Below are 13,015 nucleotides of genomic sequence, written 5' to 3'. Positions count from 1 at the left end.
TCAACCACGACAGCGGCGCTCCGGACGACATGTCGCGGCCGTCAGCCCAGGAGAACCACCCCGACCACCGCCGCCGCGGCCAGCCCGCACAACACGGGGACGAAGCAGCGCCGCGCCAGGTCGAGCACCGGAACGCGGGCCACGCCCGCGACGGCGATGAGTGACGACCACGCGACGAGCGTGCCGCCACCCGACCAGATGTTACCCAGCTGGCCGAGCGCAGCCAGTGTCGTGTCGCTGACCCCGGCGTCGTCGCCGAGACTGCCCGCGAGGGCGCCGGTCAGCGGGAGCCCGGAGAATCCGGACCCGTCCAGGCCGGCGATCACCCCGATGATCAAGATCGCGAACGCGGCGACGAACCCGCTTTCCGGGATGTGGCTCTGGACGGCGGCGACGAAGTCGAACAGGATGCCGTCGCCCTGGATGTCCATGTCGAGGATGTCGGTGGCGAACTCGGCGTTGCCGATGAAGAAGAAGCCGGCGATCGGCAGTACGATCCCCATCGCCTTGAAGGCGAACACCAGCCCGTCGACCAAATGCGTAGCCGACGTTTCGAGGAACCCACGGCCGTCGCCGACGAGTGCCGCGAGGAACACGATGAGGGCGGCGACGCCCCCGACGAGCCCTGCGGCCTCGCCCGACTCCAGGTCGGGCACGCTCGCCGACGCTTTCGCCACGATCATGTAGCCGATCAGCGACAGGTACGCGAGCGGAACGAACACGGCGAAGAACGTCGAGGCCCTCGGGTGGGCGCGTGCGCCGTCCGCGGGAACCGGGTCGGCGGGCTCGGCCGGGATCCCGGCACTGCCGGACGCCGGTCCGTCACCGCCCATGGTGGCGCGGGCGGCCGCTCCGCTCGCCACCAATCGGCGTGCCGGCGGTGCCGTCACCTGATCGGTGCTTCCGGCCGGTGTCGTCGCCAGCTGTTCACCGCGTTCCCATTCGACCAGGAGGGCGGCCGAGGGCCTGCGCATCTTGCGCCACTCGAGGGCGTAGCCGATGGCGAGGGCGACGCCACCGACCACGAGCGAGAGCACGATGGCCTTGTCGGCCACCACGTTGGGGTTCATTCCGCCTGCCTGGGCCGACAGTCCAGGCGCCACGCGCATCACGTAGTCCGAGGACAGTGCCATGCCCTGTCCTGCGCAGGCCATCACCAGCCCCACTGCCATCGGCCGAAGGCCCGCGCGGATGGCAACCGGTACGAGTACCGCGCCGATCAGCGGAACGGCCGGGGTCGGCCAGAAGAACAGTGAGATGAAGTACGTCACCACGACGAGTGCCCAGAACGCCATATGGCCGTTGCGCATGACGCCGCGGAACGGCGCGACCATCTTGCGGTCGGCCCCGAGCACTTGCAGCGCGTGGAGCATCGCGGTGACGAGCGCGATGATCAAGAAGATGTTGAACAGGTTGGTGGCGGCGACCAGGCTCGCGTTGAAGACGGCGGTGAGGCCGGTGACGAGACTGCCCGAGAACACGAGCGCCGTGAGGAACGTCGCGGCCACCGCCGGCACCACGATGTTCTTGCGCGCGATCATCGTCGCGAGGATGACGACGACGCCTGCCAGGTAGACCCAGTGGGCTGCGGTAAGGGGCATGGGCTTCCTTTCGGCCGGAAGTCGTGGCGTTAACGGATGAGGTTCCGCGCGGGGGCAGTGCTGCGTCTACCGATCATGTGCACAGTGCGGGTCGCGATGTTTGTGCACATTGCCCTGGTGCCGGGCCGCGTTACACGAGCAGTCTGAAGTGGATCTCCATGCAACAACGATGTAACCGGAGCGCGACACCGGTGTCGTGCCGATCGCACACGTCCGTCCGGAAAGGTCTGTCCGACACGTGGAAACCGCTGCCGCTCCCGGAAGATCGGTGCTCGTGACATTGCTCGCGGTGACCGCTCTCGGCACCGTCTGCAACAACGTCGTCACTGTGGCCCTGCGCGACATCGCCGCGGACCTGCGAACCAGCCTGTCCTCCGGGGTACTCGCGGTGAGCGCGTTCGCTCTCGTGCTGGCCGCGGCGATGCCGGTGATGGGCTGGGTCGGGGACCGGTTCGGCCGGGTGCGCACGCTCGTCGCCGCGCAGGCGATGCTCGCGGCGTCGACTGCTGCGGCGGCCCTGGCACCGTCGCTGGGCGTCCTGGTCGCCTGCCGCGGTGCACAGGGGCTCGCGTGTGCGGCGGCGCCGCCATGTGTGATGGGCCTGCTGGCGAGCCTGTACGGCCCGGTGCGGCGGCATCGGGTGATCGGCGCGTGGGCGGCCGCGAACGGCATCGGCCAGGCGCTCGGCCCGCCACTGGGCGGTCTGGTGGCCGGCGTGCTGGGCTGGCGAGCGATCTTCTGGTGCCTGGCACCGCTCAGCGGGCTGCTGGTGGCGGCGCTGGCGTTGCTCGTGCCCGCCGACCCGCCCGGGCGCGCGCGCCTGCACTGGCCGGGCGCCATCGCGTTCACGACGGGCACGGCGCTGGTGATGAGCGCCGTCGTGTTCGCGTCCGGCTCCGCGCTCCCACCGGTCGTGCTCGCCTGCCTCGGGGTGGCGGGAACCGGCGCGCTGGCCGGATTCGTGCTGGTGTCGCGCCGGGCGGCCGACGCGTTCATCCCACCTCGGCTCGTGGTGCAGCCACGTTTCCTGCGCAGCGGCGTCGCCGCGGGTGTGCAGATGTTCTGCCTCGGCGCCACGCTCGTCGCGATGCCGCTCTACGCGACCGGAGCCCTCGGGCTGTCCACGCAGCTCACCGGTTTGGTCGTGTTCGTACTGCCGCTGACGATGGCGGTGCTCGCGGGCGCGGTCGGGCTGGTGAGCGAGCGCACGCGGCCACGCTGGGTGCTCCGCGCGGGCCTGGGTGTCCTCGCCACCGCCGAGGTCGGTCTGGGTGCGTACCTCGGCGGGCAGGGGACGAGCATCGTCGCCGTGACGGCGCTGCTCGTCGCCGTCGGTACCGGCGTCGCGTTGGTCCAGACCACAGCGGCGGCGGGGGCGACCCGCTCGACGGCGGGCCAGGCCGGATCCGCGCTCGGGCTGTTCAACTCGCTCCGCTTCGGCGGCGCGGCCCTGGGCACCGCATGGGCCGGGCTCACCTACGCGACAATGCCGCCGCTCGGGGTGTTCGGCGGGTGCGCGGCGCTCGCGCTGCTGGGGCTCGCGGTCAGCTTCGCCGGAACCGATCCGGCGTGACGGCTCAGGTGGCCCGCAGCTCGCGGTCCACGCCGGCCGTGGCGCGGGCGAGCAGATCCAGCTTGTACGCCAGCCACAGCGAGAACTGGTGCTCGGCCTGGCGCAGGTCCAGATGCAACACGCGGGAGGCCCGCTCGAGCTTGTAGAGCATCGTGTTGCGGTGCACGTGCAGGCGCCGGGCGGCGGCGTTGACGTTGCCACCGCATTCGAGGTAGGCGACCACGGCCCGTTCGAGCTCACCGCCACCCGCGCCGGAGGACCGCAGCGGCGCCAGCAGGTCGTCGGCGAACGTGCGGCCCTGCTCGCTGTCCGCGAGGTCGCGCAGTGCCGCGAACACGCGCAGGTCGTGAAAGCCGCACGCGTGCTCCAGTCCGAGCTGGCCGCGCAGTTCGAGGGCGATGCGGGCCTCCCGGTAGCTGTCGGCGATCCGGACGGCTCCGCGGACCGGGCGCCCGTAGGCCACGCGGACCGGGCCGCCGACGCGCTGGCCCAGGTCCTTTTCCAGGGTCTGCGCGTAGTCGGCCACGATGCGGTTGGCGGCATCGGGTGCCGCCCGTCGGGGCGGGTCGAAGGGACGGACGACGGCGATCACGTCACCGATCGCCGCGGCGAGGGGCCGGGGGCCGGACGGGGGAGTGAGCCTGGTCGCCTCCCGGGACAGGCCGCGGGCCGTGCCCGGCGGGTCCACCTCCGCCACGAGCACGCCGTAGGTGGCACTGGTGGGGAAGTCGTAGTGCGCGGCGCGGGCCTCCAGATCGGAGGCGTTGCCGAAGCGCCCGTGCAGCAAGGCGTGCACGAAGTCGCCCCGGGCTCGCTCCTCGGCCTCGGAGATGCTCCGCATGCGCAGCATCTCCGTGCCGACGATGGTCACGGCCTGCTCCACGACCACTCGGTGCTGGGCGAGGTCATGCGGGTGCGGCGTGGCCGGTTCGATGAGCAGCACCCAGCCATCGTGCCTGCCGCCGAGCACGATGGGTGCGACCACACAGGTGGCCGAGTCGCCGCCGACCGTGGCCTCACCGACGGCCGGGCCGTGCCCCCCGAGCGATTCGTCGATCAGCGCGGGAGGGTCCTCGGCCAGCGTCCGGCTGAGCTCCTCCTGGTCCAGGCTGCCCGTCGCGGGTTGGGCGAACGCCAGAATGCGCAGCCTGGCGTCCAGGATCGCGACCGTGCAGTGCGACAGCCGCGACAGCTGGTGGGCCAGCGCGGGCATTCCGGCGCCACGGTAGAGCAGTTCGGCCAGAACCCGGTGCACTGTTACGCCGTAGCGCAGCACGTGCGCCTCGTGCGCCAGCGTGAGCTCCGCGACCAGCCTGCCGATCTCGCGGAAGCCGATGTGCTCGCCGAGCGAGACGACCGGCACGCGCCCGCAGGTGTCGCGGACCTTGGTCCACCGGTCGGCGCTCACGGTGCCGGCGATGAGCACGGCCGCCGGATCCCGGCGGCACAACTCGGCGAGCACGGTGGGGTCCGGTGGCGTGGCGGCGGCGTAGACCAGGACACCGGCCAGGGACGAGGCCTCCACGGCCTGCTCCCACGGCAGGCACCACGTCACGACCCGGTCGAGTGGGCCGCTGGCCCTGGCATCGCGCAGCATCTGTTCCTGGAGCAGGCGGGCGAGGGTCAACTCACCCGGTGGGTGCGTGGCGCAGGGCTCGTCGGTGGTCGCGGTCAACGCTGCCCCCTTGCTGGTCATGGTGCACAGGTTTGCGCGGCGTCGCTACGGCAGCTTGACCATTGCCGCACCGGAAACGCAAGCGGCAGATTTGGTGACATCATCGCTGACCCCGAGGAGGACCGACGTGCACACCGTTCACCGCATTACGCTCGACGACGCCCTGCCGATGCTCGACGCCGCTCGCGCCAAGGCGGAGGAGATCGGCGTCAAGCAGACAATCTGCGTCTGCGACGACGGCGGCAACGTCATCGCCCTGCACCGGCTGCCCGGTGCGCGGTTGACCGGTGTGGAGATCGCGATGGCGAAGGCCTTCACCGCAGCCGGGCACGAGCGCGCAACCCACAAGTTCAATGAGCCGCCTGACGGGCCGGCATTGCCCGGCAACGAGGCGTTCGGTATCAGCCACATGCTGCCCGGCAAGTTCGCCGTCTTCGTCGGTGGCTTCCCGATCGAGTACGACGGTCAGATCGTCGGCGCGGTCGGGGTCAGCGGCGGCAACGGCGAGCAGGACAAGGCCGTGGGTGCGGCCGCGCTGCGGGCCTTCGCCGAGCACGTCGCGGCACAGGCCGCCCCGGTCGGCTGAGCCCGTTGCGCGTGGACCGCGGCCGTCACCCGACGGCCGCGGTCAGCTCCACCTCCACCGGCGCGCCCGATGGCAGGCAGCGCACGCCGACCGCGGAGCGCACCACCGCGCCCCGGTCACCGAGCCACGCACGCAGGGCCGCCGACGCGCCGTCCGCCACGGCGGAATGGGCGGTGAACTCCTCGGTGCAGGCCAGGAACACGGTCATCCGCAGGCAGCGCTCGATCCGGTCCAGCCCACCTGCGGCCTCCGCCACCGCCCGTAGCGCGTTGGACGCCGCCAGGGCAGCGGCCTGCTGGGCCTCGGCGAGGCTCAGGTCGCGGCCGACGAGCCCCCGCGTCTGCAGCGTCCCGGCCACCCGGGGCGTCATCCCCGCGCTGTAGACCAGGCCATTGTGGACGATCGCGGCCCGGTAGTCGCCCTGCGGCGGCACTGAGGGGCGGGTCTCCTGCCGGTCAGTCACCCAGCGCCACCCCGTCCTGCCGCGGGTCGGCGCCGCCCGCGAGGGAGCCGGTCTCGTGGTCGGCGGCGATGACCAGCGCCGACCCGCCCGCCTCCCAGGGGCCCAGCCGCCGGACGCGGTGACCGTGCGCCGCCACGGCCGCGAGCACATCGTCGCCCAGCCGGTCCTCGCAGCGCAGCTCCGGCGCGTCGCCGAGCGTGTCGGCGTCGCTGCCCGGATAGATGGTGAACCGCGGGGCCGACACCGCCTGCTGGGGGTCGAGTCCATGGTCGGCGAGATGCGAGAGCACCTGCATGTTCCACTGCACCTGGCCGTCGCCGCCCGGCGTGTTGCCGACGAACCGCAGCCGCCCCCGCGCATCGGTGGCGATCCAGGCGTTGAGCGTGTGCAGCGGTCGCCGGCGCGGACGCGCCTCGTTGGGGTGGCCGGCGAGCGTGTAGGCACCCCGACCGAACCGGTTGTTCAGCACGATCCCGGTGCCGGGCACGGTGACGCCGGACCCGAACGTGAAGGCGAGCGAGTGGATGAAGCTCACCGCGCGCCCCGAGTCGTCCACGGCGACGGTGGAGGTGGTGTCACCGTCCGGGCGAGTACCCGCGGGCGGCGCGAGACGCCCGGACCGGATGTCCTCCCGGGCCGCCGCGGTCGCGGCAGTCGTGAGGAGGTCCTGCCAGGCGTCGTTGTCGCTGCCGCAGAACGCGAACCGGTCGGCGAAGGCGCGGCGTGCCGCGGCCGCGAGCCAGTGCACGGCGTCGCCCCCGAGCGCGGGGAGTCCACTCAGCACGCCGTCGCAGACGGCGGCCTGCTGCAGCATCATCCACCCGGGCGTGGGCAGCGGCGTCTGATGCACCGTCAGCTCGCCGTACGTGCCGGTGACCGGCGGACCGGTCAGCGGCACGGCGCAGGCCTGCCACTCGGCACCGGAGAACGGCGCGCCGAGCGCGCGCAGGTGGTCGACCGCGCGGTGGGCGAGTTCGCCGTCGTAGAACGATTCCGGTGCGGCGGCGAGCGTCTTGAGTGTCGCGGCGAACTCAGGGAAGGTCAGCCGGGCGCCGGGGGCGGGCACCGATCCGTGCGGCAGGAACATCGCGGCGAGCCCCGCGTCGCCACGGACGAGGTCCACGTTGTCCGCGACGTCCCGGTGCGTCTTCGCCGAGCAGGCGACACCCGTCTCGGCAGCCTCGACGGCGGGCCGCCACAACTCGTCGAGGGACCGGCTCGCGCCCTGCCGGTGCAACGCCGACAGCGCGCCGACCGCACCTGGCACCGCCACGGACAGCGCTCCCCGGGTGGGAACCGGTCCATCGCCGTGGAAGCCCGGTTCCGCGCCGTCGGGCCCGAAGCCACTGCCGCCGACCGTCCATACGCGACCGTCGGGCTCGCGGACGACGGCGAAGGCATCGCCCCCGATCCCACACTGACCGGGCAGGGCCAGCCAGCACATCGCGGCCATGGCGAGCGTTGCGTCCACCGCGTTGCCCCCCTCGGCGAGCACCCGGTGGCCCGCGGCGCTGACGGCCGGGTGGGCGGCCACCACCATCCTCCGGGCCGCGAGCACGGCACGGCGTTCGCTGCCCACCATTGCCACCACTGTCGCCTCCTTACCGGATCGCCTTGCGCCGCCGGGGACCGCCCTCGGCGAGGTCCTCCTCGGTCACACCGACGTAGATCTCCCCGTTCTCCTCCTTGACCGGGTAGGTGCGGATCGGCTCCGTGGCGGGAGGGCACACCGCCTCGCCCGTCTCCACGTCGAACACGCTGCCGTGACAAGAGCAGCCGATGCCCTCGTCCACCAGCTTGCCGGAGGAGAGCAGGCAATCCAGGTGCGTGCAGTAGTTGGACGTCGCGTACGCCGTGCCGCGCAGCCGGGCCACCGCGATCTCGAGCTCACCCGCGTAGAACCGGCGGACATAGCCGTCCGGCACCTGGCCGGAGCGGGCGACCTTGACGAACTCCATGGAACGCTCCTATCCGTTGCTGACGTAGACCGTCTTCTCGACGGTGTAGAAGTGCGACATGACCTCGCCGGCCTGCTCCTTGAAGGTCTGGGTGCTCGACGCGCCCAGCCCGCCGAACGGCGCGTTCATCGCCATGCCCGTCGTCGGCTGGTTCACCTTCACGAGCCCGCTGCCGACCTCCTCGGCGAACGCCAGCGCACGGCCGAGGTCGCGCGTCACGATGGCCGCCGAGAGCCCGTAGTCGGTGCCGTTGGCGACCTCGATCGCGTCCTCGAAGGAACTGACGCGGAGGAACGCGAGCACGGGTCCGAACACCTCCTCGCGGGCGAGGCGGGACGTCCGCGACACCGCGGAGAACACCGTGGGCCGGAAGAAGTACCCGTGGGCGAGCCTCGGGTCTTCCGGGGGGCCGCCGCCGGTGTGCAGCCGCGCGCCGTCGGCGAGCGCGGCGTCGACGTACTCGGCGGTCTTCGCGTGCTGTTCCCGCGTCGCCAGCGGTCCCATGTGGACGCCGTCCTCGAGACCACCACCGAGCCGCAGAGCCTCGGCGCGTGCCACGACGCGCTCCAGCAGTGTGTCGTGGACGTCGTCGTGGGCCAGCACCCGGCTGGTGCCCGTGCAGGCCTGTCCCGACAGGCCGAACGCACCCCGCACGATAAGGTCGGCCGCCCGGTCCACGTCGGCGTCCTCCAGCACCACCACCGGGTTCTTGCCGCCCATCTCCAGCTGACACCTCCGGTGCGGCCCGACAGTCGCGTGAATGGCGCGCCCCGCCGCCGTCGAGCCGGTGAAGGTGACCGCCGCGACGCGGTCGTCGCGGGTCAGTGCCTCGCCCACCCGGGCTCCCCCGTGCACGAGCGCGATCGCGCCGGGCGGCAGCCCCGCCTCCAGCAGCGCCTCCACGAGCCTGCACGCGAGCACCGGCGTGACCTCGCTGGGCTTGAACACCACACCGTTGCCCGCGGCGAGGGCGGGTCCCAGCTTGCGCGACGGGATGTTCAGCGGAAAGTTCCACGGGGTGATCGCGGCGACCACGCCCACCGGCTGCCGCGCCGTGTACACCAGGCCGCTCGCCGCGGGATAGGTGCGGCCGGTCAGGCGCAGCGACTCGCTCGCGTAGTACCGCAGGTTCGCAGGCGTCCGCCTGACCTCACCGAGGGCCTCGGCGAAGGTCTTGCCCTCCTCGGTGACGAGCTCGGTGGCGAGCTTCTCCGGGTCACGTTCGAGCACGGCCGCCGCGGCGGCCAGCACTTCGGCCCGCCGTTCCGGGGACTGCCGCGCCCACTCGCGGTAGCCCTCCGCCACGGCGGTGACCGCGTCGTGCGCGTCCTCCGCCGCCGAGTCGGGCGCCGAGGCCACGACCCGCCGGACATCGGCCGGGTTGCGTCGCTCGACGAGCCGGCCACCGCGTGCCGCTACCCACTCGCCTCCGATCAGGTTCGCGGTCACGAGACCCCCTCCATCGCCAGGTCCATCAGGTCGGCGCCGGGATCGGCCAGTACAGCGGGATCGACGCGCTGCGCCCGACCGATGAGCTCCTTGGCTGCCACGACGTCCTCGCCGCGTTCGGCGGCGAACGCGGCCCGCACGACGCCGTCGCGCAGGTAGAACGCACAGAAGTCGAACTCGTCGGGCGTACCCCGCAGCACAATCCGGTCGTGGTCGGCGGCATACCCGGTGAACTGCAGGTTGGTGCCGTACTGGTCCGACCAGAACCAGTGCGGGTCGGCGAACACCGCCTCTCTGCCCAGCATCGTGTCGGCCGCGACGGTCGCCAGCCGGTTCGCGGCCTCGACGTGTTCGGCGCGGATGCGGGTGCCGAACAGCGGGTGATCGTGGTTGGCCACGTCGCCCGCCGCGTAGACATTCGGCATGCTCGTGCGGCCGGACGCGTCCACGAGGATGCCGTCGCGCACCGCGATGCCGGACCGCTCGGCGACCTCGACCGCCGGGACGATCCCCGCGCCGACCACGACGGCGTCGGCGTCGGTGCGCCACCCGCTCGCGGTGCGCACGGTGACGCCGGACCGGCCCTCGACCACGGACTCGACGGGCTCGCCGAGCCGTAGCTCGACGCCGTGTGCGCGGTGCAGCTGGGCGCACACGGCACCCATGCGCGCGCCCAGCACGCCGCTCATCGGAACGTCGAGTGCGTCGAGGACCACCACGTCGGCACCGCGAGCCCGGGCGGTGGAGGCCACCTCGGCACCGATGAAGCCGGCACCGACGATGACGATGCGGGCGCCCGGTCGCAGCGACTCCCGCAGCCGGTCGGCGTCGGCCCTGGTACGCAACGTGTGCACCCGCGTGCCGTCGACACCGGGCAGCCGGCGTGGCCTGCCGCCGGTGGCGAGCAGCACCGCGTCGGCGTCCAGGGCCGTGCCGTCGGCGAGCACCACCGATCCGGTGCCGGGGTCCAGCCGGGACACCTGGGTGCCGAGCCGGAGGTCCACACCGGACTCCGCGCACCACTGTTCGCCGAGCAGGTACAGGTCCTCGTCGGAACCCGTCTCCAGATACTCCTTGGACAGTGGGGGCCGCTGGTACGGCCGGTCGAGCTCGTCGCCGACGAGCTCGATCCGGCCGTCGAAGCCGCGCCTGCGCAGCGTGCGTGCGGCCACTGCAGCGGCCTGGCCCGCGCCGACCACCACGACGGTGTTGAGCACTGCTACCTCGATTCGGCTGTGATGCGGTGCCGCTGTGCCAGGTTCACGTAGACCTTGCCGTCCTCGACGCGGACGTCGTAGGTGGGCTGGCACAGCGGCCGGTCGTCGGCCTCGCCCGTGGCAGGGTCGAACCGCCACTGGTGACCGGGGCAGATCACCCGCCCCTGCAGCACGAAACCCTTGCTCAGTGAGCGTCCCTTGTGGACGCACGCGTCCTGGAGTGCGTAAACCTCGTCCTCGACGCGGAAGAGGGCGATGCTCTCCTCGCCCACCCGGACGAGCTGCTTCCCGCGCCTGGCCAGGTCGCTCACGTCGGTCAGATACTCCCAGCGTTCGCGGGTGGCCATGGGATCAGGCCGCGACCAGGTCCGGGGCGACGTAGGTGTCGTACAGCGCCTTGGTGTAGGCGAAGCGCATCTCGGCGCCCCACCGGACGAACTCGAGGCACCGTTGCTGTAGCGCCGGCGTATCGGCGTGGTCGAGCACGATTTGGAAGCCGCGCTCGCCATGCACCTCATCGGAGGTGATGTGGAGATCGAAGAATTCGATCTCGTCCTCGGTGAAGCCGTACGTCTCGCGCAGCGGCACGATCTGCTTCTTGTAGATGCTCGGCACCTGCGACTCCAGGCCGACGACGAGCGCCGCGGTCGCGACGGCGAAGTGTTCCCGCATCGCCACGGCGTAGCACCACGACTGCAGTCCCCGGGTGACGGCGTTCATGTTGTTGGGGTCCTCGATCCGCTCCCGTGTGGTGCCGCACGCCTCGGCGAAGCGAATGAGCAGATCGGTGTGCCGGATGTCGGCGAGTTCCTCCTCGTACATGTTCTGCAGGAGGAAGTCCTTTGCTCCGGTGCAGCTGTCCGGGGTGTTGCCGTAGATGTAGCCGAGGTAGTCGGCGAACGGTCCGACGTAGTGGTAGTGGTTCTCCGCCCAACGCGCGAAGTGGTGGCGCTGGAGCTCGCCGTTCGCCCACGCCTTGCTGAACGACGCGTCCTTGGCCTCACGGCCCTTGATGGCGTCCTCGAGTGCCGCTCGGAACTCCGCGTTGGAAAGAAGCTCGGTCATGTCAGCCCCTTCTGGCCGTCGGTGTGCTGCCGTATCCCGAAGCTACGGATCGCTACGTGGCACCCTCCACGGACACAATGCACAGTGATCGGCGGCATTGTCTGTGCACAGTGCGGGGCGGCCACGGGCTCTCGGGTGGCCGAGCGCGGCCGACCTGTCAGCTGAGACCCAGCGCGGCGGTGAGCAGCCGGGCCGCCTGCCCGCCCGCTTCGATCGCGGTGTCCAGGGCCGCGGGCACGTCGAGGTTGGCGGCGAGCAGCGCACGGAGCCGCTCCCGTTCGGCCTCGCTCGCCTCGTGCGGTCGTCCTGAGGCCCGGTGCAGCTGCTCGAGCCGCACCGCGGCGTGGTCGACGACCTCCGGGGTGTAATCCCAGCTGCGGTTCCATGCCCGGTCGATGATCGCGAGCCGGATGACGGGGGCTGGGTACCGTGCGAGCAGGTCTTTGAGAAGCACGAGGTTGCCGGTCGACTTCGCCATCTTGACGCCGTCCACGGTGACGGTGCCGACGTGCAGCCACGCCCGGGCATACGGCGTGACGCCGCTGAGCGCCTCCGTCATCGCCGCGTGGTAGGCGTGGTGCGGGAACCGCAGATCCGCACCGCCGGCGTGGACGTCGACGCCCACGCCGAACACGGACGCCGACATCGCCACGCACTCCGCATGCCAGCCCGGCCTGCCCGGCCCCCACGGGGAGTCCCATGCCGGGTGGCCGGGTTCGGCCCGCTGCCACACGGCGACGTCGAGGGGATCCTCCTTGGCCGGATCGTCGGGCCTGCCGCCGTAGCGGCGCGCGAGCCGCAACGCTTCGCCGTGGGCGAGCCCGGCGCGCGCGGCGACGTGGGCGCCGCGGAAGTACACGCCGCCGCCGGCGGAATAGGCGTGGCCGGTCTCCAGCAAGGCCGACGCCAGCCGGACGACCGCGCCGACGTAGCTGTGGGCACGCGGCTCGAAGTCGGGAACCCGCACGCCGAGCGCGGCCATGTCCCCTTCGAACCGGAATTCCTGGTACGCCGCGAAGCCCTCGTACGCCGTGCCAGCCCGCTGCGAGGCCTCCAGCAGGACGTCGTCGATGTCGGTGACGTTGCGGCACAGGATGGGCTCGACACCGAGCACCCGCAGGACGCGCGTGAGCGTGTCGACCCAGACGAAGGTCGCCGCGTGCCCGAGGTGGGTCACGTCGTAGGGCGTGAGCCCGCACGCGTAGACGCGCGCGCGGTCGAGCAGGCGCACCCGCCGCTCGCCGTTGGTCATCGCGACCGCGTCCGGGCCGGGCCGCTTCCGCGTCATCGACTCAAACCCCATGGTGACGACGATCCCGCATGCCCTGTGCCGGCGCGAGTTTCTTGACCGGGTAGTTGCCGCGCTCGTACAGTCGTGCCGTACCGCGATCACCGTGCCGTGAGACGGCACACCACCCTGGCGAGGAA

General features: G+C 72.0%; 12 protein-coding genes. 2 read left to right on the top strand and 10 right to left on the bottom strand.

The genetic code is table 11. The annotated features are described in order from the left end of the window. Window positions 1–41: 41 nt before the first annotated feature. Window positions 42–1,601 (bottom strand): hypothetical protein, encoded by a 1,560-nt coding sequence (locus ACFSZT_RS19720; protein WP_377391199.1) that lies wholly within the window; start codon window positions 1,599–1,601, stop codon window positions 42–44. A gap of 289 nt (window positions 1,602–1,890) precedes the next feature. Between ACFSZT_RS19720 and ACFSZT_RS19715 the strand changes: the two genes are divergently transcribed. Then, entirely contained in the window at window positions 1,891–3,174 is a 1,284-nt protein-coding gene (locus tag ACFSZT_RS19715) for an MFS transporter (RefSeq protein WP_377391196.1), read from the top strand. Between the two features lie 4 nt (window positions 3,175–3,178). On the opposite strand, the gene ACFSZT_RS19710 is transcribed toward ACFSZT_RS19715, so the two are convergent. Next, window positions 3,179–4,870 (bottom strand): PucR family transcriptional regulator, encoded by a 1,692-nt coding sequence (locus ACFSZT_RS19710; protein ID WP_377391193.1) that lies wholly within the window; start codon window positions 4,868–4,870, stop codon window positions 3,179–3,181. Here ACFSZT_RS19710 and ACFSZT_RS19705 point away from each other — a divergent pair. Next, complete coding sequence (locus tag ACFSZT_RS19705) at window positions 4,869–5,435, top strand: GlcG/HbpS family heme-binding protein (protein WP_377391596.1); 567 nt, start codon at window positions 4,869–4,871, stop codon at window positions 5,433–5,435. The genes ACFSZT_RS19710 and ACFSZT_RS19705 overlap by 2 nt on opposite strands. 25 nt (window positions 5,436–5,460) lie before the next feature. Here the strand turns inward: ACFSZT_RS19705 and ACFSZT_RS19700 are convergent, their stop codons facing one another. From ACFSZT_RS19700 to ACFSZT_RS19665, 8 genes are all read right to left on the bottom strand, one after another. Continuing rightward, complete coding sequence (locus ACFSZT_RS19700; RefSeq protein WP_377391190.1) at window positions 5,461–5,898, bottom strand: RidA family protein; 438 nt, start codon at window positions 5,896–5,898, stop codon at window positions 5,461–5,463. Beyond that, window positions 5,891–7,480 carry a gamma-glutamyltransferase family protein gene (locus tag ACFSZT_RS19695; protein ID WP_377391593.1) on the bottom strand — a complete coding sequence of 530 codons (1,590 nt, stop codon included), beginning with the start codon at window positions 7,478–7,480 and terminating at the stop codon, window positions 5,891–5,893. Before ACFSZT_RS19695 ends, ACFSZT_RS19700 begins: the two co-directional genes overlap by 8 nt. Before the next feature lie 19 nt (window positions 7,481–7,499). Then, window positions 7,500–7,856, bottom strand: coding sequence for a Rieske (2Fe-2S) protein (locus ACFSZT_RS19690; protein ID WP_377391187.1), 357 nt, complete (start codon window positions 7,854–7,856; stop codon window positions 7,500–7,502). 9 nt (window positions 7,857–7,865) lie between these two features. Beyond that, window positions 7,866–9,305, bottom strand: a complete 1,440-nt coding sequence (locus tag ACFSZT_RS19685; protein ID WP_377391184.1) for an aldehyde dehydrogenase family protein — start codon at window positions 9,303–9,305, stop codon at window positions 7,866–7,868. Further along, window positions 9,302–10,522 carry an NAD(P)/FAD-dependent oxidoreductase gene (locus ACFSZT_RS19680; protein WP_377391181.1) on the bottom strand — a complete coding sequence of 407 codons (1,221 nt, stop codon included), beginning with the start codon at window positions 10,520–10,522 and terminating at the stop codon, window positions 9,302–9,304. Before ACFSZT_RS19680 ends, ACFSZT_RS19685 begins: the two co-directional genes overlap by 4 nt. A 2-nt stretch (window positions 10,523–10,524) precedes the next feature. Further along, window positions 10,525–10,869 (bottom strand): Rieske (2Fe-2S) protein, encoded by a 345-nt coding sequence (locus ACFSZT_RS19675; RefSeq protein WP_377391178.1) that lies wholly within the window; start codon window positions 10,867–10,869, stop codon window positions 10,525–10,527. Between the two features lie 4 nt (window positions 10,870–10,873). Then, window positions 10,874–11,587, bottom strand: coding sequence for a TenA family transcriptional regulator (locus ACFSZT_RS19670; RefSeq protein ID WP_377391175.1), 714 nt, complete (start codon window positions 11,585–11,587; stop codon window positions 10,874–10,876). Window positions 11,588–11,744: 157 nt separating this feature from the next. After that, on the bottom strand, window positions 11,745–12,890 hold the full coding sequence (locus ACFSZT_RS19665; protein ID WP_377391172.1) for a cysteine--tRNA ligase: 1,146 nt from the start codon (window positions 12,888–12,890) through the stop codon (window positions 11,745–11,747). Window positions 12,891–13,015 lie beyond the last annotated feature (125 nt).

This window comes from Prauserella oleivorans (assembly GCF_042685745.1).
GTDB lineage: Bacteria > Actinomycetota > Actinomycetes > Mycobacteriales > Pseudonocardiaceae > Prauserella_A > Prauserella_A oleivorans.
The sequence above is the reverse complement of the archived record's forward strand: the minus strand, read 5'-3'. Positions and strand labels throughout refer to the sequence as shown.